Origin of the sequence: Candidatus Chlorobium masyuteum (assembly GCF_011601315.1) — a bacterium.
Taxonomy (GTDB): Bacteria; Bacteroidota; Chlorobiia; order Chlorobiales; family Chlorobiaceae; genus Chlorobium; species Chlorobium masyuteum.
In genome coordinates, this window is sequence record NZ_JAAORA010000005.1 from 98174 (window position 1) to 116401 (window position 18228).

Below are 18228 nucleotides of genomic sequence, written 5' to 3' on the forward strand. Positions count from 1 at the left end.
GAACAAAGGGTTACTGGTGAAGGTTGTTGAATATTCTGAGGGTCGCGTCAGCCATGTTGAGGGTGTAGAAATGCACACCCTTGATGTGGTTGTCGATCAGCTCCTGCACCTGCATGGTGGCCCATTCAATACCAACTGATGCCACCCCGGCGTCATCCGAAGCATTCAGTACCTTTTTCATGAGGGGAGCAGGAACTCTTGCTCCAAGTGCCAGTTCCGACATCCTGATCATACCCTTGCGTGTTGTAATGGGCATGATTCCCGGAATAATGGGTACCGTAATACCTGCAATGGTGCAGCGTTCAACAAAATCAAAAAAGTCGCGGTTGTCAAAAAAGAGCTGGGTAACAATATAGTCGGCTCCGGCATCAATCTTCTCTTTCAGATAGTCGATCTCCTGCAGCCGGTTGGGTGTTTCAGGATGACCTTCAGGAAATCCTGCAACGCCGACACCGATATCCGGATAGTTTGTTTTGATGAAACGGATCAGGTCGATGGCATGGGGAAAATCCTTGATTGCTTCAGCAAGTGTCGCCGTCCCGGCAGGTTTGTCTCCCCGCAGGGCCAGTACATTGTTGATGCCGTTATCGCGGTAGTTCTGCAGGATCGATCCGGTCTCCTCCCTGTCCGAACAGATGCAGGTAAGATGGGAGACAACGGTCAGGCCGGTTTCACGCTGGATTTTTGTAACCAGATCATGGGTTCTCGAACGGGTCGAACCTCCGGCTCCATAGGTCACGCTAACATAGGAGGGGTTGAGCGGCGAGAGTGCGGCAATGGTTTTGAAAAGGGTTTCCCACTCTTCGTCTTTTTTTGGAGGAAAGAACTCAAAGCTGAATACAGGTTTCAGGGCAGCGTCCAGAATATCTTTGACCAGCATGAAGAAGATGACGTTTAAAAGCTTTTTTGAAAAAGAATAATATACAAAACAATGATTTGCCGGAAGTGAAAAATATACAGAAGCCGGGGCAGTCAGAGCGCATCTGCCTGGCACCATATCCGGCTCTCCGGTTGCTTCTCGGCGTTATTCCGGGCATTCTTGCGGGAGTCTATCTGCCCTTTCCTCTTGAGGTATGGATTATCGTATGCGCAATCGCGCTTTTTACGCTCCTTGGCGGGCTCCTGTATGAGACAATCAAAAAGAGGGGCCCATTTCCTCTTTTCATCACGACGCTCAGCTATACCCTGTTTGTCTTTTTCTCATTTGCCGCCTGCAGTGACTTCCGTATGCATTATGCTCCCCGAAACGGTCTGCTCTCATTTACCGGCAAATCGCTGATCCTCTCCGGGCGTGTCGCCACTCGTCCGGCTACCGGTGAACATGGCACAGGCTGGATCATGGATGTGGAAGAGGTGTTTGCCGGCGGAAGAACCATAAAGCTCCGTGACAGGGTAAAGGTCTTTATGCGAAGCGGCGGTGATACCAGGAGTACTATTAGTTACGGAGATATGGTTCGGGTCAAGGGGCAGCTTGAGCTGATTGCCCCGGCCGCAAACAGGGGGGAGTATGATCCGCGAAGAGCGGCCCGCATGAAGCAGGTTTCAGTGCAGCTCTACTGTGCAGGCCCATGGATGGTGCAGCATGAAGGGGCGCCACAACTCAACGGTTTTGAGCGCTTCATTGTCAAACCGGTCGCGGATTATATCATGAAAAGTATTGAGGAGCTGATTCCCCCCGGTGAGGAGCGCCAGCTTGCAGCAGGAGTGCTTACCGGTGAAAAGGAGTACCTTCCTGAAGAGCTGTTCGAGGCATTCAGAATTACCGGTACGGCGCATATTCTTGCCGTATCCGGTCTCAATGTCGGGTTGCTTGTTCTTGCCATCCACATCTCGCTGCAGCGCCTGAAAGTCACTACTGCGGGGCGGTGGGTATCGTTTCTGCTTGCCGTGTTTATTCTGCTGGTTTACAGTCATGTTACCGGTAACTCGGCTTCCGTCAAACGTGCAGCAATCATGACGGCGGTGCTCATCGGCGGCGAGACGCTTGGAAGAAAAACGTTCTCCATGAACTCGCTTGCGCTTTCAGACGTTCTGATTCTTCTGTTTGACCCTCTTGATCTTCTCAGCCCCGGTTTTTTGATGACCAACAGCGCCGTTGCCTCAATTCTTCTGCTTTTTCCCCGTTTCACTCCGACGAACGGGCGTGGAGGGGGAGCTTTTCAGGCTGCAGGGCGTCTCCTGTTCTCCGGTTTTGCCGTTACGCTTGCAGCTGTTATCGGTGTCGCTCCGGTGATTGCCTTCTACTTCGGCACCTTTTCCCTGATCGGGCTTCTTGCCAATATTCCCGTGGTACTCTTCTCCACCCTTCTGATGTATGCACTTGTACCCATGCTGGTTGTAAACCTTCTCTCAGGGTACGCGGCCTCTTTTTTTGCTGAAAGCGCGGTTCTTTTTGCCCGGCTGACGCTCGAATCCGCGCTGGTTTTCAGCCGGGTACCTTTTGCTTCACTATCCTGGAAGCCGGATCTGCCGGAAGTTGCTCTCTACTACCTGATGCTCTTTTCCGCCCTCTTTTTTTTCACTCGAAAAGCGTGGGGCAGGCTTGCGATTTCAGTGCTTCTCGGGGCAAACCTGCTCTTCTGGTACTCATTTACCGTTCATATCCGTCCGGTTGCCCCCTTGCTTTTGACGGTTAATCTTGGCCGTAATCTGGTCACTGTTTTTTCCGTTGGCGGCAAAACCCTGCTCATTGATGCAGGGCGGAGTGCGAGCAGCTTCAAGCGTATCACGCAACAGCTTGAGCTCTATGGCCATGCCGCACCTGATGCAGCGGTTCAGTTTTACACCCCCGACTCGCTTGTATCGCGCCTCCCTGTTCAGCATCACATGCTTGAGGCGGAGAAGCTGCTTGCTCTTCCCGCCATGCTCATCATGCGCCCCCGGGAGAAGGTTCTGAAAATCCAGAGCAGACAGAGTTCACTCCTTGTTGTATCAGGCTCAAGCCGGTTGCAGGAATCGGAACTCTACAAGGCGGATTATGTTCTTCTCTGGGTCTATCGTTTTGCTGAAAAACAGCAGCAAGAGATTCGCTCGTGGCTCAACTACGCCCGGCCGAAACAGTGCATTCTGATTCCCGGCTCCTTTCTCTCCCGCACAGATCTTGCCGCTCTCAACCGGTTTGCCGCAGCACATCCCGGTCTCGAAGTCCGGAGTAAAAGCCGTCAGGTGGTGATACGGTAAGAGTGAGCCGGTTTGATTTATCTCCGCAGATCCCGGTTGAAGAGGGTGGTGCCGATGAGGCTGTCCACGATTTTTGCAATCTCTGCAGAGAGTCCGGGAGGGTTGAGCTTGCTGATGACCAGTGCAAGGGTGTAGATTTTACCTTCGAGCGGCAGGAATTTATTGACCACGACCACGTTGTCGTCCCGCAGCCGGCACTCTCCGCCAAGGAAGTTGCCTTTTTCATAGCGAAGGCTGTACCCGAACCCCTTTATGGCGCTCTCCAGCAGCGTGAGCTGTGCAGTTTTTTTCATGAACCCTCCTCTTTTATTAAGGTGTTCAGTGCTGTTTTGTCAGAAGGTATTTGAGTATCGGTGCAACATGCAGGGCCTGCAGCATAGAGCCGTCAAGTGCAATTGAGCGGAGTTCATCAAGGGATACGAGGTGCACACTGATCTCCTCGGTTGCATCGAGCTGCTGCCCTCCAAGCAGTTCAACCCCTTCGGCCAGCCAGGTGGAGGTGAGGTTGTTCTGCAGGGCCGGGTTCGGGCTGAGCTCCAGCAGCGGGCTCCACCTGCCGCCGCCGTACCCGGTCTCCTCGTGCAGCTCGCGCTTTGCTGATTCCATCAGTGATTCTCCCTGCTTGTCGTGAACACCGGCAGGCAGCTCATAGTTTACCCTGCCGATGCCGTGACGGTACTGGCGGATCAGAACGAATTGCTGCTCCGGGGTTACGGCAAGCACGTTGACCCACGGGGGGTACTCCCAGATGTAGTAGTCATCGATAACCCTGCCGTTGGGGAGCTGTACGGTGTCCTGGCGCATGGTGAGCCAGGGCTTCCGGTAGAGGTAGTTGGTGCCGAGGGTGTTCCAGGCCTGCGGATCGTCTTTCAGGGTGTTGTTCATCATTATCCTCTCATTCTCGGGTCGAGGGCGTCGCGCACACCGTCACCGATAAGGTTGAAGCAGACGACCGTAGTCAGGATGGCAACGCCGGGGAAGGTCGATATCCACCAGTAGTTCAAAAGGCTGTCACGCCCTTCATTGATAATGTTTCCCCAGCTTGGCGTGGGCGGCTGAACACCGAGACCGAGAAAGGAGAGTCCGGCTTCGGTGAGGATAATGCTGCCGATACGCAGCGTTGCCGCTATTATGACCGGAGTGAGGGTATTGGGGGCAAGATGGCGGAAGATGATTCTTGCATCCGAAAGACCCAGCGACTTTGCCGCCAGGATAAACTCCTGCTCCTTGAGCGAGAGCACCTGGCTTCTGACCATCCTGGCGACTCCCATCCATCCGGTGAAGGAGAGGGTGATGACAATCAGATAGATGGAGTTTCCGAAGGTGGCAATGATGATGAGAATAAGAAAGAGAGCGGGGAATGCGATAAGCACATCAACAATGCGCATCATGACCGCATCGATCCAGCCGCCGAAGTATCCCGAAGAGACGCCGATAACGGTACCAAGGGTTACGGAGATGAGCACAACAAGAAAACCGATCGAGAGCGAGATTTTCGAGCCGTAGATCACCCGGCTGAGAATGTCGCGGCCGTACTGATCGGTACCGAGGAGGAAGGTTCGGGTGATGACAAAATCCGGTTTCCCGCCGGCAACTCCGGATGCACCCTGTTTGACCGATCCCGCAAGTTCATGCAGGGCGATGGTTTTGGTGCGCATTCCCTGGAGATAGATAACCGAATCGCCTTCGATGCGGTACTCGTTGACAAACTTGATGGCATTGGGTTCATTACGCGTTTTCAACAGCTGCAGGTCGCTGATCAGGGAGTTGGTCAACGCAATGGTTCTGCCGCTTCCGCTCTGCATGGGTATTGCCAGGGTTTTCGGCTGCCTGAGCACCAGAGCATCAAGCTTTGAGAGCGGTGGCTGGTAGGCGGTAACCAGAAAGTCCTGCTGGTCATAGGGACTGAAGGGGGCAATGAAGGGTGCAAGGAATGCCGCCGAGTAGAGCACAAAAATCACCGCAGAGGCATAGAGCGCTATCTTGTGACGCATGAAGGCTCTGAGGCTTAATTTGCCGAGGCTTAACTCTTCACGTTCCTCTTGTATCTCTTCAGCACTCTTTTTTTGCAGAGCGTTACGGGCGAAAAGAGCAAGCAGGAGCGGAAGCACCACCAGGTAGATGGCTCCGATCCAGAACTCCAGAATATCCGTGGTGAAGATCTCCCGCAGTGCATCAGGTGCTGTAATGGAGAGGAGCGCGGCGGTATAGATTGAGCGGAAACTGATAACAACCAGATCGGACTGGATCACCATTACGATCAGAAACGCCGTAATGGAGAAAAAGAAAAAAAAGAGTTTTCCTCTGTTCTCTGTTCTGCCTTTACCGGCCTCAGGAATCCGGTCCGGACGGTTCGGGGAGCTGCCTCTGTTGTTTTTCAAGCTTCAGGTTGCTATCGGTGAATAATGCTTCAGCAAATGAGAGCCCCTGCTTGATCTTGCGATCGGGCAGAGCGGCACTCATAAAAGGGAAAAGAACAATATGGAGAGCACATAATCAAGTTATCAGCAAAAAAAAAGCTGCTTTTCCCTGAAAGAAAAGCAGCGTTGTATTCTTCATGCACCGGTCGATGAACAGCGGTTAAGCAGTACTCAGCTTGCCGGTGTTTCCGGCACTTCAGCAACTGCTTCGGTCTCTTTTTTCGATGCAAGGACCGTGATAACCGGAGTGTCGGGATCGTCACTGATGACGAGGCCGGCATAGGCGGTCATCGGGATCTCCCTTACATGGATGGAGTGGCCGATCTCAAGTGCTGTAACATCAACAATGAGGTGGTCAGGCATGTCTTCGGGTTTACCCTTGATGGTCAGTGCGTGGCGGATGATCTGCAGTTTGCCGCCCTTTTCGACACCGATGCTGTCACCGGAGACAGAAACCGGCACTTCCAGCTCAATGACCTCATCAGCCGCAAAGAGCTGAAAATCGGTGTGAATGATCCGGTCGGTTACGGGGTGGAACTGAACCTGCTTGATAAACGAACGTTTGATCTTGCCGTCAGGGAACTGAAGATCGATAATATGCGACTCGGCTGAGTGCACAAGCTTCTTCAGTGCAATCTCGTTGACGCTTACCGGAATGGTCTCTTCTCCTTTATGATAGATCACGGCGGGGACTATTCCATTCTTGCGAAGTTTTTCAGCGTCTTTCTTTTTGATGACGCGGGGCTCAACACCCAGTACAATGGTTTCCATACTCTTCCTTTATATCTTTTATCTCTTGTGTTTAATGACTGTTCGTAAGTTTCTGAAGAATATTCTTGCTGTCAAAGAGGCAGCTGACAGAGTCATCTTCATAAATACGCTTTATGGCCTCTCCAATGAGGTTGCTCACCGTGACCGTTTCAATTTTCGGAGAATAGTCATGACTGGTGATAACCGAGTCAGTCACAATAAGCTTCTCAAGCAGTGACGCGTTGATTCTCTCTATGGCCGGTCCGGAAAGAATCGGGTGTGTTGCTGCGGCATAAATTTTAAGGCCGCCGGCTTCACGGATGGCTTTTGCGGCATTGACAATGGTGCCGGCAGTATCGATCATGTCATCGACAAGCAGGACGTTTTTGCCTCTGACATCGCCGATGATGTTCATCACTTCAGCAACGTTGGCTGCCGGACGGCGTTTGTCGACAATCACCAGATCGGTGCCGAGCTCTTCAGCAAATTTTCTTGCAAGCTTTACTCCGCCGACATCAGGAGAGGCAACAACAAGGTTATCGCGGAACTCTCTTTGACGGATATCGTTTATCAGGACGACACTTGAGTAGAGGTGATCAAAGGGGATATCAAAAAAGCCCTGAATCTGCGGTGCATGCAGATCCATGGTCAGAATGCGGTTGGCTCCGGCTTCAGTAAGCAGGTTTGCCACGAGTTTTGCCGTAATGGCCACGCGGGGCCGGTCCTTTCTGTCCTGCCGTGCATAGCCGTAATAGGGCATGACCGCCGTGATCCTTGCGGCCGAAGAGCGTCTGGCTGCATCAATCATGATAAGCAGCTCCATCAGGTTGTCGCCCGGAGGGTTCGTAGACTGGATTATGAAGAGATCCGATCCTCTGATAGACTCGAAAAAGTTAACAGAGATCTCCCCGTCAGAGAAGTTTTCGACTTTGGCATTGCCAAGCGTCATGTCGAGGTACGATGCAATCTTTTCGGCAAGAGCCGGATTACTGCGCCCAGCGAAAATTTTAATGGGTTTTGCCATCGGGTCCTGCATTTTCAAATGAAAGGGATTATATTATGGCAGTGATTCAGTTTCCCGGTGTATCCCCGCTCTTTTTGTGCGGTTGATGATACGCTCAAGAGACTTCGAATATAAATAAAAAGGCTGAAAAATTAATTAATTATTTCCTCTTTCTAACGTTCGGTTAATTGCTTGAAAAATATGACTATTCAGGAGATCAGGGAGTACCTGCTCCGCTTTTCGGACTCGGTTGAACTGCTCGGCAGTGGTGAGGGGAAGATCACCGGTCCGGCCAAAATTGAACTTGCCGGCCCGGGGCAGGTAAGCTTTATAGCCAACGAAAAATATATCCGCTTTCTCTCCACAACCGAAGCCTCTCTGGTTATTGTGCATCCCTCGGTTTCTGTTGACGAGTTCACAGAAAAACGATCATTTCTCAAGGTCAGTGACCCCTATACCGCGTTTGTTTTTCTCCTGAAAATATTTGCTCCCCCCCGTGTTATAACCGCCCCCGGCATCGCGTCGAGCGCTGTTATCGGCAGCGGTACCACAATTGCTGACGGTGTATCAGTCGGTGAGTATGCAGTGATCGGCGATAACTGTTCAATCGGCCGTAACAGTGTTATCGGCTCGCATAGTGTGCTTCTGAACGGCGTAACGCTTGGTGAGGATGTTCTTCTTTTTCCCCGTGTCACCCTCTATGAAGGAACCGTTCTCGGCAACAGGGTGGTTGTACACTCAGGGAGCGTTATCGGTGCTGACGGATTCGGTTTTGCTCCCCAGAGCGACGGATCCTATGTGAAGATTCCCCAGATGGGTGTTGTCGAGATCGGCGATGATGTCGAGATCGGCGCGAACTCCACGATTGACCGGGCGACCATGGGCAGTACGGTGATCGGACGGGGAGTCAAGATTGATAACCTTGTTCAGATAGCCCATAACTGCAAGATTGGTGATGATACGGTCATTGCTGCACAGGCCGGGATTTCAGGCAGCGTAGTCGTTGGCCGTCACTGCCTTATTGGCGGGCAGGCCGGATTTGCCGGTCATCTTGAACTTGCCGACAATATTCAGGTTGCAGCCAAAACCGGTATCTCGAAATCCTTTCTGCAGCCGGGCACGGTTCTGCGTGGAACTCCCGCTCAGCCGATGCGTGATCAGTTGAAGCTTGAGGCGATGATGCGTAATCTTGGTGCGATGAAAGAGAAGCTTGACCTGCTTGATGCCGCGTTGAAAGAACGTAAATCAGACGCGTGATGACCGGATGGCCCCGTATTGTTCTATGCGGGGTTCAGTGCTCTTGCAGAGCGCTGTTCAGGTTCCAGTTATAGGGAAGGTATCGCACATGCAGTGATGAGAGGTGCTCTTCTATCCACCCTTTTTGCTCCTCCCCGACCCAGGGCAGCAGTGAAAGAATGATTTCCCGTCTCGTGCGGCCGAAATCTCCGCTGTACCAGTCGAAGACCGGAGAGAGCCGGAGTGTGTTGTGCTTCCTGTCAATCTCCATTCCCTGTCGATTGATAAAACTTCTTGCCGCCATATCAAGCTGCCGGTCGATGATCGCCGCATCATAGAACTCAACGGGCGGGCAGCTCGATGCCGCGCAGACCAGTGCAAAGTGGATGCGCGGATCGAACTGCTCAAGCATGAGCGCTTTTCGCGGATCGCTTTCAAGGAATGGTTTGTTCGGGAAAAAAGGGTGCGGACGGTTTATGCGGAGGATGCCGTGCTCAATGTCATCGGGCGAAAAGAAGATTCCACCGATCGTGTAGCCGATCCTGCCGAAGAAGTTGACGATTTCAAGTACCGAGCTTTGAATATTGAATTCAATGACTCCGTGAATAATGAGAATGTTGTAGATATTGATCCAGAACGCCTTTTTTTCCTCGTCGCTTTTGAGTGTTTCCGGTTTGAAGCTGTTGAGTGATCCTGCAAGCCGGAGATAGTGGAGGAACTCTCCGGACTGTTTCAGCGCCGCATAATTGATCACGCCCCTCTCTGCATTGAAAAATGCCCCCTGAAGTCTGCCCAGTGCCTGCTTCAGCCGGGCGCCGGTCTCGATGCCCGATTCCGGATCGCTCTCTGCTCTTTTGTTCAGCGTGACCTGGATGGGAAGAAGGTTCCGCAGCCTGTCGCCCCAGGAGGGCATCGTTACTGCTTTTTGCAGTTCAGGGTGTTTTCCGAGGATTGCCGATACCGCATTGATATAGCCGATATGGCTGAATGCCTGGGGGAAGTTGCCGAGCATCTCCAGCTTTTTGGTGTCAAACTCTTCCGAAAAGAGGCCGAGATGGTTTGATGCCGTGAGGGTTCTCTGAAGCAGCTCTCTTGCCTCATCGCTTTTGCCTGAAAGCGCAAGAGACTCCACCAGCCAGAAATTGCAGAGCACAAATCCGCCCTCCTCCCCTTTGAGTCCGTCTTCCGAGCGGTAGCGGAGCAGAAACCCGTTTTCCATAAGCCCGTTCCGGCATGCCTCAATGGTGCCCTGCACCCGTTTGTCATCAACAGGAAGGAACCCTGCAAGCGGAAGCAGAAGGAGGCTGGCATCCAGATCCGTTGAACCGTATTTCTGTACAAAACTGTTCAGTGCAGGGTTGTATCCTTTCTCCAGAATATCGTTCCTGATACGATCACGCTCCTCTTTCCAGCGCTCAACCGGGGCGTCAAAACCGAAACGGCGGGCTATGGTGATGCCGCGGTCAAGGGCAACCCAGCACATCACTTTTGAATAGACGAAATGATGCGGTCCGTTGCGTACCTCCCAGATGCCGTCATCGGGTTTCTGCCAGTTCTCTATGGCCAGCTCGCAGATGTTGCTGAAAAACGGCCAGAGCTCCTCGTCGATCTTCCCTGCGTAATCCGAGAGACGCAGAGCGCTCTCCATGACCTCTCCATAGATATCCCACTGGTTCTGGCGGTGGGCGTCGTTGCCGATTCTCACCGGTTGCGAATTGCGGTACCCCTTCAAATGGCCGAGTGTCTTCTCCCTGAGCCGTTCCTTTCCCTGCAGGGTATACATGATTTGCAGGTTACGACTGCCGTATTTCCGGTAGGTGAGCTGCAGCCAGCGAAGATAGGCATCCGCTTCGTTGATGTGACCAACGGTGAAAAGCGCTTTGAGCGTGAAGGATGAATCTCTCAGCCAGCTGAAACGGTAATCCCAGTTTCTTTCACCGCCCAAAGTTTCCGGAAGGGATGTCGTTGCCGCAGCGGCAATGGCTCCGGTCGGCTGAAAGGTCAGGAGTTTAAGTGCAAGCAGGGAGCGGTTGATCATCGGCATGAACTCTCCCAGATATGCGCACCGCTCCCCCAGGCAGTGATTTACCCACTCCTGCCAGAAGAGCATATTCTCTTCAAAAGGACAGGGGAGAGCCTCACCGGATTTCACGCTTCCAAAGAGGAGATCTATGTGAGCTTCACCGGGAGCTGCGAACCGGAGCTCAAGCGTGAGCGTGCCTGAAGTAATGCCGATCAGCGAGCAACGGCTGCATACTACGCTGAGCGTAAGCGTTCTGCGCCCGTAGCGGATGGTATAGCGGTTCTCTCCTGCCGGTGCTATTTCGGGCACCACTCTGGCAAAATCCGGTCGAGCCATCAACGTCAGGGTAAAGGCCATATCTCCCCTGACGACCCTCAGGCAGCGGTGGATGCGCTGTTGTGTTTCACTGTGCGCTCCGGGTTGTTTTACCGGCATGAAATCATAAAGCAGTGCTTCGGCCCCGTCAGTGGTGAATCTGCACGAGAGGATGTTGGTATTGGAGATATACTCCTGATGTGACGTGAAGGGCCCGGAGGGTTGCAGCGAGAAGAATCCCCCTTTTTCATCATCAAGCAGTGCGGCAAAGAGAGTCGGGGAGTCGAGCCGGGGCAGAGAACAGTAATCAATGGAGCCCTCTTTCGAGACCAGGGCGACCGTGTGAAGATCCCCTATAACTCCGTAATCGGCAATGCTTCTGTACATTTCCGCATTCCTGTTTTATCCGGCAGGGAGAAAGAGAAAAAAGCGCTACAGCAGATAATAACGAATTCCCGGAACACGGCACGCTGTTTCGTGCGGCATTGTTCCGGGAGGAGATACAACGGTCAGGAGAGATTCCTTGGAACCTGTGAGGAGTGGTGGTGAATGATAGGCTGCTCTCTTGAAATATCGACCATAAAGCTGAAGCGTGAAGGGAAGGAGAGCAGAACCTGGTCAACTTCGAACTCAAAGGAGTAGATCCCGCTGAGAGCAAAGAGTGTATCGCTCAGTGCCTGTTTTCTGAGTGCCTTGTTGTGGAGTCGAACACCAAGTCCATCCCTTGATGCGAGTTGTCCGAAATAGCCTTTTATACCCTCAGGGGTTGTGACGGTATGGGGGGAAAACGTCGGAACAAGAACCGCAGCTTCATCATACAGAGCCGCAATATCATCGGGACTTCCGCTGCAGACCCTTGAAACCCATTGAAAGAGAACCTCTTCAGCATTTTTGAAGTGTGTCATGGCAAGCACAATGTTTTTGATTCTGTTTGCTGCGCTGCGCTCTTGAGTGCAAGGCAGGAGCGGGTTGTATGGTCGGAAATGTAAGATTTTTTTATGTTCACCGCTATTAATTTATTCGGCGGTTTGACGGCCCGAAAAAAAAGCCTGAACGGGGTGCGTTCAGGCTTTTTAATGGTTCACTTCTTTCCGTGCAGGAAAAGGTTACTAATCCAGACGACCGGATGCAGCCTTCTGTTTGAGCTCCTCATTGGCATAGATCAGCACTTCAACACGGCGGTTACTCTGGCGGCCGTATTCCGTGTCGTTGGATGCCACAGGACGTGACTGACCGTAGCCGACAGGGGAGAGTCTGCGATCTGAAACACCGTATGCACTCAGCAGTTTGCCAACCGACTCGGCCCTTCTTTCGGAGAGCAGCTGGTTTGATGCTGCGCTGCCGGTATTATCGGTATGCCCTTCAATAACGACTTTGGTGTCATCGTAGCGGTTGAAAATCCGGGCAAGTTTTTCAATGTTTGCACGGCTGGTTGAGGATAACGTTGATGAGCCGGTTGTGAAGAGAATCCCGGAATCCATCGTTACCCTTATGCCTTCGCCTTCCCGTTCAACCTGCACGCCGTTGACTTCGTTGCGGATTTCAGCGGCCTGTTTGTCCATGTAGTTGCCGATCAAAGCTCCGCTTGCACCGCCGATGGCAGCGCCGATAAGGGCACCTTTGGCCCAGCTTCCGGTTCTGCTTCCGATAATACCCCCGATTACTCCGCCTGCGGTTGCGCCGATACCCGCACCACGTCCCGCATTGCTTGATGACTGGCAGCCCCAGGTCAGTGTGGTCATGGCGAGAATAAGCAGCAGTGCTACCGGTCTGGTGAGTTTTTGCAGATGTGTCATAGTTGTCTGTTGTTATGAATTAAAAAGAGAACAAAAGTATGAAAATAGTTCAAATGTGGTATCACAATAAACGGCCATCAGGATTTCCACATCACGACAAAACCGGCCTTTCGGGAAGTTGCTTTGAAATATAAAGAGATCCGGAATCTGTACATTATAATCACCATAGAGCGGCTTAAGTTCCTTGCATGCAGGAAGAAGGCGAATATAGCGGTTTTTTTTCTTCATTCACCTCTTTTTGAGGGGAGCGGCAAGGGGGAGGTAAAGGGGTGCCGGAATTCGCCTCCCGCTAACGATCGGAGTTGATCAGGAGCAGGGGGATCGTGATTTTTTTTCGAAGCGTTCTTGATACACTTCCAAAGAGAATTCTTTCCGGCAGCCGGTGGCCATGAGTCGCCATGGCAAGGAGGTCATACCCGTTCTCCTCTATTTCAGAGAGAATTTCATCCTCCGGTTCTCCACTTCTGATAATCACTCTCGCGTCAATGCCATCTGCCTGCATCTTCTCCCGGTAGCGGTTCAGCAGCGTGACAGCCTGCATTCGAAGGTCTCTGTCCTGATCGAGGGTATGGGAGTGGACAACATGCAGAAGATGGACCACTGAACCCGGTTCTGAAGCAAGTGATGACACATGCTCGATTACGGTCATGTCTGCATCAGAGCAGTCAATGGCTGTAAGGATATTTCTGTACCTGTGCATATCAGCTCCCTCCGGTAACCGTTGTGTAAAAAAAATAAAAGTTGAGGAAGATAACGATCGCCGCAATGAGAGATGCGGCGGCAAACTCCCTGTTCCGGCTTCTGAAACCACCCATTACATTGCTGTTTCGACAGAGAATCAAAAGCGAGAGAAGGGTAAAGGGAAGCTGTATGCCAAGCATGATCTGGCTGAAAATCAGCAGCCGGAAGGTGTCGGCAGTAAACAGAATGATCAGGAATGATGGTATAGAGGTGGCAAAGACGGCGCTGCGGTAAAGCCCGGTTCCGGGATCTTCCGGTTTGCCGAGAAACCCGGTCAATACATTAGCTTCAGCCATCGATGAGGTCATGGAAGATCCCACACCCGAAAAAACCAGAGCGATGGCAAAGAGTAATCCTGCCAGTTCTCCGGCGAGCGGTTTGAGTGTTGCCGATGCCTCTTCAATATTGTATACCTGAACCTGATTATGAAAAAAAACCGCCGCCGAAACAATAATCATTGATGAATTGACAACCCAGCCGAGAGTCATGGCCGAAATGGTGTCGATTTTTTCATACCGGAGCAGCTTCATTTTTTCCTGTTCCGATATTCCCCACTCTCTGCTGTGAATGACATTTGAATGCAGAAAAATATTGTGGGGCATGATAAGGGCGCCGAGAATAGCCATCGCCACATAGATGTTCTCCCTGCCGAGATGAGGAAGAACCAGTCCGGTCGTGACTGCCGCCCAGTCAGGCTTGACAATCAGGAGTTCGATAAGATAACAGAGGGTTATGACCCCGAGAAAACCGACAATGATTGTTTCTATCCGATGGTAGCGCTGGCTGGTGACGAGGAAAATTTTGAGAAAAACAGTGATGAGCACACCGGTCCAGACCGGTATGCCGAAGAGCAGTGAAAAACCGATCCCGCCTCCGAGAAGCTCGGCAATATCCGTGGCAATGCAGGCAAGAAGTACCGTGATGCCGAGAAAAGCGGTCACCGGTTTCGGAAAATGTTCGCGTATGTTGACCGCCAGCGATTTGCCTGTAGCTATGCCAAGCTTGGCCGCCATGTGCTGGATCAGAACAAGCATGAGTGTACTGAGTGTAACTACCCAGAGCAGCTCGTAGCCGAACCGTGATCCTCCTTCAATGTTGGTTGCCCAGTTTCCCGGATCGACAAACCCCACCGTAACCAGAAAGCCGGGACCAAGAAAGCCCAGCAGCTTGCTGAATGGCATACCTTTTTTGGCTCTTGAGCTGCTGATCATGCCGGCATCGCTTTTCGCAGATCCGTAGCGTCAAAAACCAGCCGGATGGCTTTAATGCGGTTGCCGGAAACAGTAAAGAACTCCGCTGTGCGGATAACACCAGCCGGGGTTGCTGTTTCGCAGTCATAGAGGAGAGCAGCGCCCTCTTTCTCGAAAAAGCTGTTCTGCAGGACTACACGGGTGGTCATCTGAGCAAACTGTTTCAGTGCAGCCAGAAAATCATCAGCATTTGAAAATCGCTCCATACTGCCCTGAAAATCAAGATCATCAGCCAGAAAAGAGCGAGCTGCGGCAAAATCACCGCATGTCCAGGCCTTGTGGTAGGCCTCTATCAGTTTACGGGTATCCATTGACTGCCTCCCCGATGGAAAAGGTTGTAAAAGCTGTGCGGGGGTCATTCCGGGTGCCGCACAAAAGCAGAACATACCATAGCTAAACACCAAACCGGGATGAAAAAATTCACAAAACGTGCAACCGGATGCCAAAAAAGAAAAAGCACTCTATCGTCACAACCGATAGAGTGCTTTTTGCAACTATTCAGCAGGGGAGTTCAGAAGGTAACGGCCAGCTCGGAAAGATAGGTCTTGATGGATTGATGTTTTCCAAGACCGAGCTTTTTATGCATTCTGTAACGGATGCTTTCCATACCCCGTGTTGATATGCCGACAGAACGGGCAATATCGCAGGTATCGTAGTTCATCTTTACAAGCAGGCTGATTCTCAGCTCCCGCTGGTTGAGGTTCGGATGTTTTTTCTGAAGTTTTGACAGAAATACCGAGTCATCTTCAGTCTGTTCGGTGTTCAGCCTTTTTTCAATGGTTTCGGTCTCTATAAGGCTGAGACAGGTGTCGGCAATTCCCTTTTTAACCTCTGTATCTATTGCAAGAGCATTTATCTGTGCAAGAATGTTCCGCAATTTGGTTGTTTTTTCGGCAATTGCAGTTGAAACCCGGGTGAGCTCCATATCCTGTGTTGCCAGCCTTGATTTAAGATCAGAGATCTCGGTTTTGAATTCGGTGACCGATTTTTTATTCAATTCCGCCTGTGCATTCATTTTTATAGTCATCTGGGTTAGTCGATTTTGAAGGTTGTGGGTAAGCTCTTGTAGTTCTTTTTCACAGTCAATATTTTTAGCGATGAGGTCAAGGCGAAGGGCTTCAATTGCTTTGAAAACCGTATAGTAACGGCTCTCCCCTGGTGGAAGCTCAATCGGCTCTTCAAGCAGGTTCAGCCACGACAATCTTGCAACAGCTCCAAGAAACCGATGTTCCTCCCTTCTCTCCTCGTCAGGGAGCTCCATTGAAGGCAGCACTCCTGATTTATATTCCCTGACTCTTTCAATAACCTCTTCATAGGTTCCGGCCTGAATGACGCACAGTTTTCCGGGTGCAATGGCGGCGAACGATTCGGTTATAATGCGCATTGACTCGGCGATATTGTAAAAACCTATAACCCCGAAAAAGGGACTCCAGTTAAAAAAGAGATCGGTAATCGCCAGTTTGTAGCGATAGGTAATACTTGTGGTATTGGCAAGGTCAAAGATGATATGAAACTCTCTGTTTTCGAGGCCGGCTTCCTGAAGAACAACCTGCAGCAGCTCAGCGTCCATGAAATCAAGAATCACATCCTTTTTTGACTCAATCCAGGTGTGAACGATATTATCATCAATCACCTCCATTCGCTTTGTATACCCGGCAGTCGGGTGTACACTTTTCCAGTTGCTGTTTTTTATGGTGCCCAGACTTGTTTCGCCCATAACAGAGAGGTGCCGTATTATTAACTTGTTATCGCTGTGGCGTATTAAGGTGAGTAATATCGGCTATTTTTTTGAATAAAAACAACTATTTCATCTATTTGCGAAATAAATTTTACTCTATTACGCCACAATACGTCTTGATGCTCCTCTTTGATACTGCATTGCTACAAGTCTCTCTTTCCAGTTAAAACACCATCTTTTCTTTATTAATTGCCCTATTATCACCTATTTTTACATCTGCATCTCTCTGTTTTATTTGATCTTCCCTCGCGAGCGATCCAATCCTGCTCATTGCTGACGCACAAACTCATCAACCGTCTCATCTTGAGTATTATAAAACGGTACTGTTCCCTTTTGATGAGAGGGGGGCTTTGGGTTTTTATACCTTTTTTTATGATTCAGCAGATCATTGGGTTATTTTTGACCGGTAACGCTGTGAGCTTCATGCAATCAAAACAGAACGGATCCCTATGCAGAAACAGAAGAGGTATGAGGCACTGGTTGAGCAGATTGTTGAGAGGTGGGCCGAGGGGAAGCCGGCAAATCAAATGCCGGGATCAACCTCAACAAAACCGTGCGGTTATTACCGGTTGACCAACTACCTGCTGGAGTATATGCTGCTCCATAACGCCTTCCCCGCCGGGGTTCATGCCATGCCGGAGGGACGTGATCGCTTCAATCAGGTCGAGCCATCTTTTCCGGTGGACTTTGATTCCCTGATCGGAGATGCGGAATTTCCCCTTTGAGGAGCTGACACTGTTTTTTTTTGCGCTCTCACTTTCTGTGCGGGTGAGCACCCGCTTCGTAAAGGGAAAGCACGAAAAGGAGTGCAATGAGCATCACCGACAGGATTGAAGCGTGCTTATTGCTGTCTGGAGTAGTGGCCTATGGAGGCGTATGGTTCAGCGGAAAATCTTTTCAACCTTTTCTCCATCAATGGTGCCGGTTACAATAACGGTGTATCCGGTTGGAATACCGGCAACCGGAAGCAGTGTCTTTATGGTTCGGCTGGTTCCGGCAAGTACCGGCGTTCTGTTCAGGCCGCCTGAAGAAATGAGCCCTGCCGGTTTTTTTTTGTTATGCGGCCAGTCAAGGTCAACGGGGAGAGATTTCAGCCCCGGAAACGACCCTTTTTTCCAGATCGTATAGTCTCCGTCAAACCGGGTGTGCACATTTCCCCGGTTTTCAATTTCGATATTCAGGATTCCTGAGGTCCGGTCAAGTTTCAGGCTTTTTAACGTGGCAGCACGCCGCACAGCTCCGGAATAGCCATAGATGCCTATGCCCTGGCGGAAGGTGACTTCTATTCCATCGCCGGATAGTGTCGGATAACTCTCTGTCAGATAGATGATTGCCCGGTGTTCACCGGGTTTGGTCACCGCATGCGGTTTGACTGAAAAATGAACAAGAGCCTCTTTGCCCGCTTCAACGGTAATTTTTTCAGGAGTGACCACTATCCATTGATCAAGCGACTCTGCTTCAGTCGGCACTGTTTTCAGGTTGTTCTGTTCGTCAATTGTCCAGTTCCGGACTGTTGCGCTCAGGCTTATAGGGCTATCACTGTTGTTCTTTAGCTGTATGGATTCACTGATCGGTCCGGAACCCAGCTTCAGCTCAAACATCTTTGGAGATACAAACAAATTATAGATATGATCGGCATGGAGTGACTGAGCGGAAAATGCGCCAGAGAGAAGAAGCAGGCAGATCGATACAATGTTTTTCATAGGGGCACCGCTTCAGTGATTTGTTTTTTCCTCTGCTGACCTGTATACGTGTCGGCAACAGGAGTGAGGAAAA

Annotated in this window: 17 protein-coding genes; 3 read left to right on the plus strand and 14 right to left on the minus strand. The window is 51.1% G+C overall.

Going from position 1 to position 18228, the window contains the following annotated elements:
• Window positions 1–10: 10 nt before the first annotated feature.
• Entirely contained in the window at window positions 11–880 is an 870-nt protein-coding gene (gene metF / locus G9409_RS09470; protein ID WP_166808532.1) for a methylenetetrahydrofolate reductase [NAD(P)H], read from the minus strand.
• Window positions 881–945: 65 nt separating this feature from the next.
• Between metF and G9409_RS09475 the strand changes: the two genes are divergently transcribed.
• Window positions 946–3180: a ComEC/Rec2 family competence protein gene (locus G9409_RS09475; RefSeq protein ID WP_166808533.1), complete on the plus strand. Its 2235-nt coding sequence runs from the start codon at window positions 946–948 to the stop codon at window positions 3178–3180.
• A gap of 17 nt (window positions 3181–3197) precedes the next feature.
• On the opposite strand, the gene G9409_RS09480 is transcribed toward G9409_RS09475, so the two are convergent.
• The 5 genes from G9409_RS09480 to G9409_RS09500 all read right to left on the minus strand — a co-directional run bounded on the left by G9409_RS09480 (window position 3198) and on the right by G9409_RS09500 (window position 7374).
• Window positions 3198–3473, minus strand: a complete 276-nt coding sequence (locus G9409_RS09480; RefSeq protein ID WP_166808534.1) for a hypothetical protein — start codon at window positions 3471–3473, stop codon at window positions 3198–3200.
• 25 nt (window positions 3474–3498) lie between these two features.
• The gene (locus G9409_RS09485; protein ID WP_166808587.1) at window positions 3499–4065 is read right to left on the minus strand and encodes an NUDIX hydrolase; all 567 of its coding nucleotides are present in this window, start codon (window positions 4063–4065) and stop codon (window positions 3499–3501) included.
• A 2-nt stretch (window positions 4066–4067) separates the two neighbouring features.
• On the minus strand, window positions 4068–5561 hold the full coding sequence (locus G9409_RS09490) for an ABC transporter permease (protein WP_166808535.1): 1494 nt from the start codon (window positions 5559–5561) through the stop codon (window positions 4068–4070).
• A gap of 210 nt (window positions 5562–5771) precedes the next feature.
• A complete protein-coding gene (locus G9409_RS09495; RefSeq protein ID WP_166808536.1) occupies window positions 5772–6371 on the minus strand; it encodes a 50S ribosomal protein L25/general stress protein Ctc in 600 nt (199 codons plus the stop codon).
• A 31-nt stretch (window positions 6372–6402) separates the two neighbouring features.
• On the minus strand, window positions 6403–7374 hold the full coding sequence (locus tag G9409_RS09500) for a ribose-phosphate pyrophosphokinase (protein WP_166808537.1): 972 nt from the start codon (window positions 7372–7374) through the stop codon (window positions 6403–6405).
• Window positions 7375–7554: 180 nt separating this feature from the next.
• On the opposite strand from G9409_RS09500, the gene lpxD reads away from it, so the two are divergent.
• A complete protein-coding gene (gene lpxD / locus G9409_RS09505; RefSeq protein ID WP_166808588.1) occupies window positions 7555–8610 on the plus strand; it encodes a UDP-3-O-(3-hydroxymyristoyl)glucosamine N-acyltransferase in 1056 nt (351 codons plus the stop codon).
• A 34-nt stretch (window positions 8611–8644) separates the two neighbouring features.
• On the opposite strand, the gene G9409_RS09510 is transcribed toward lpxD, so the two are convergent.
• The 7 genes from G9409_RS09510 to G9409_RS09540 all read right to left on the minus strand — a co-directional run bounded on the left by G9409_RS09510 (window position 8645) and on the right by G9409_RS09540 (window position 16431).
• Entirely contained in the window at window positions 8645–11314 is a 2670-nt protein-coding gene (locus G9409_RS09510) for a glycoside hydrolase family 15 protein (RefSeq protein ID WP_166808538.1), read from the minus strand.
• Window positions 11315–11436: 122 nt separating this feature from the next.
• Window positions 11437–11832 carry a DUF4440 domain-containing protein gene (locus tag G9409_RS09515; RefSeq protein WP_076789372.1) on the minus strand — a complete coding sequence of 132 codons (396 nt, stop codon included), beginning with the start codon at window positions 11830–11832 and terminating at the stop codon, window positions 11437–11439.
• A gap of 204 nt (window positions 11833–12036) precedes the next feature.
• The gene (locus tag G9409_RS09520) at window positions 12037–12723 is read right to left on the minus strand and encodes an OmpA family protein (protein WP_166808539.1); all 687 of its coding nucleotides are present in this window, start codon (window positions 12721–12723) and stop codon (window positions 12037–12039) included.
• 289 nt (window positions 12724–13012) lie between these two features.
• Window positions 13013–13423 carry a universal stress protein gene (locus G9409_RS09525; RefSeq protein WP_076790809.1) on the minus strand — a complete coding sequence of 137 codons (411 nt, stop codon included), beginning with the start codon at window positions 13421–13423 and terminating at the stop codon, window positions 13013–13015.
• A 1-nt stretch (window position 13424) separates the two neighbouring features.
• Entirely contained in the window at window positions 13425–14675 is a 1251-nt protein-coding gene (locus G9409_RS09530) for an Nramp family divalent metal transporter (RefSeq protein WP_208019705.1), read from the minus strand.
• Window positions 14672–15025 carry a nuclear transport factor 2 family protein gene (locus tag G9409_RS09535; RefSeq protein WP_166808540.1) on the minus strand — a complete coding sequence of 118 codons (354 nt, stop codon included), beginning with the start codon at window positions 15023–15025 and terminating at the stop codon, window positions 14672–14674. The genes G9409_RS09530 and G9409_RS09535 overlap by 4 nt, the downstream gene beginning before the upstream one ends.
• Before the next feature lie 200 nt (window positions 15026–15225).
• Entirely contained in the window at window positions 15226–16431 is a 1206-nt protein-coding gene (locus G9409_RS09540; RefSeq protein ID WP_166808541.1) for a helix-turn-helix transcriptional regulator, read from the minus strand.
• 470 nt (window positions 16432–16901) lie between these two features.
• Here G9409_RS09540 and G9409_RS09545 point away from each other — a divergent pair, with 470 nt between their 5' ends.
• Window positions 16902–17177, plus strand: a complete 276-nt coding sequence (locus tag G9409_RS09545; RefSeq protein ID WP_166808542.1) for a hypothetical protein — start codon at window positions 16902–16904, stop codon at window positions 17175–17177.
• A 156-nt stretch (window positions 17178–17333) separates the two neighbouring features.
• Here the strand turns inward: G9409_RS09545 and G9409_RS09550 are convergent, their stop codons facing one another.
• Window positions 17334–18155, minus strand: coding sequence for a fimbrial biogenesis chaperone (locus tag G9409_RS09550; RefSeq protein WP_166808543.1), 822 nt, complete (start codon window positions 18153–18155; stop codon window positions 17334–17336).
• Window positions 18156–18228 lie beyond the last annotated feature (73 nt).

Coding starts and splice junctions, on each gene's coding strand:
- lpxD (WP_166808588.1), top strand. CDS start 7,555: ATGACTATTCAGGAGATCAGGGAGTACCTGCTCCGCTTTTCGGACTCG.
- G9409_RS09530 (WP_208019705.1), bottom strand. CDS start 14,675: ATGATCAGCAGCTCAAGAGCCAAAAAAGGTATGCCATTCAGCAAGCTG.
- G9409_RS09540 (WP_166808541.1), bottom strand. CDS start 16,431: ATGGGCGAAACAAGTCTGGGCACCATAAAAAACAGCAACTGGAAAAGT.
- G9409_RS09515 (WP_076789372.1), bottom strand. CDS start 11,832: ATGACACACTTCAAAAATGCTGAAGAGGTTCTCTTTCAATGGGTTTCA.
- G9409_RS09550 (WP_166808543.1), bottom strand. CDS start 18,155: ATGAAAAACATTGTATCGATCTGCCTGCTTCTTCTCTCTGGCGCATTT.
- G9409_RS09525 (WP_076790809.1), bottom strand. CDS start 13,423: ATGCACAGGTACAGAAATATCCTTACAGCCATTGACTGCTCTGATGCA.
- G9409_RS09485 (WP_166808587.1), bottom strand. CDS start 4,065: ATGAACAACACCCTGAAAGACGATCCGCAGGCCTGGAACACCCTCGGC.
- G9409_RS09495 (WP_166808536.1), bottom strand. CDS start 6,371: ATGGAAACCATTGTACTGGGTGTTGAGCCCCGCGTCATCAAAAAGAAA.
- metF (WP_166808532.1), bottom strand. CDS start 880: ATGCTGGTCAAAGATATTCTGGACGCTGCCCTGAAACCTGTATTCAGC.
- G9409_RS09520 (WP_166808539.1), bottom strand. CDS start 12,723: ATGACACATCTGCAAAAACTCACCAGACCGGTAGCACTGCTGCTTATT.
- G9409_RS09545 (WP_166808542.1), top strand. CDS start 16,902: ATGCAGAAACAGAAGAGGTATGAGGCACTGGTTGAGCAGATTGTTGAG.
- G9409_RS09535 (WP_166808540.1), bottom strand. CDS start 15,025: ATGGATACCCGTAAACTGATAGAGGCCTACCACAAGGCCTGGACATGC.
- G9409_RS09500 (WP_166808537.1), bottom strand. CDS start 7,374: ATGGCAAAACCCATTAAAATTTTCGCTGGGCGCAGTAATCCGGCTCTT.
- G9409_RS09480 (WP_166808534.1), bottom strand. CDS start 3,473: ATGAAAAAAACTGCACAGCTCACGCTGCTGGAGAGCGCCATAAAGGGG.
- G9409_RS09510 (WP_166808538.1), bottom strand. CDS start 11,314: ATGTACAGAAGCATTGCCGATTACGGAGTTATAGGGGATCTTCACACG.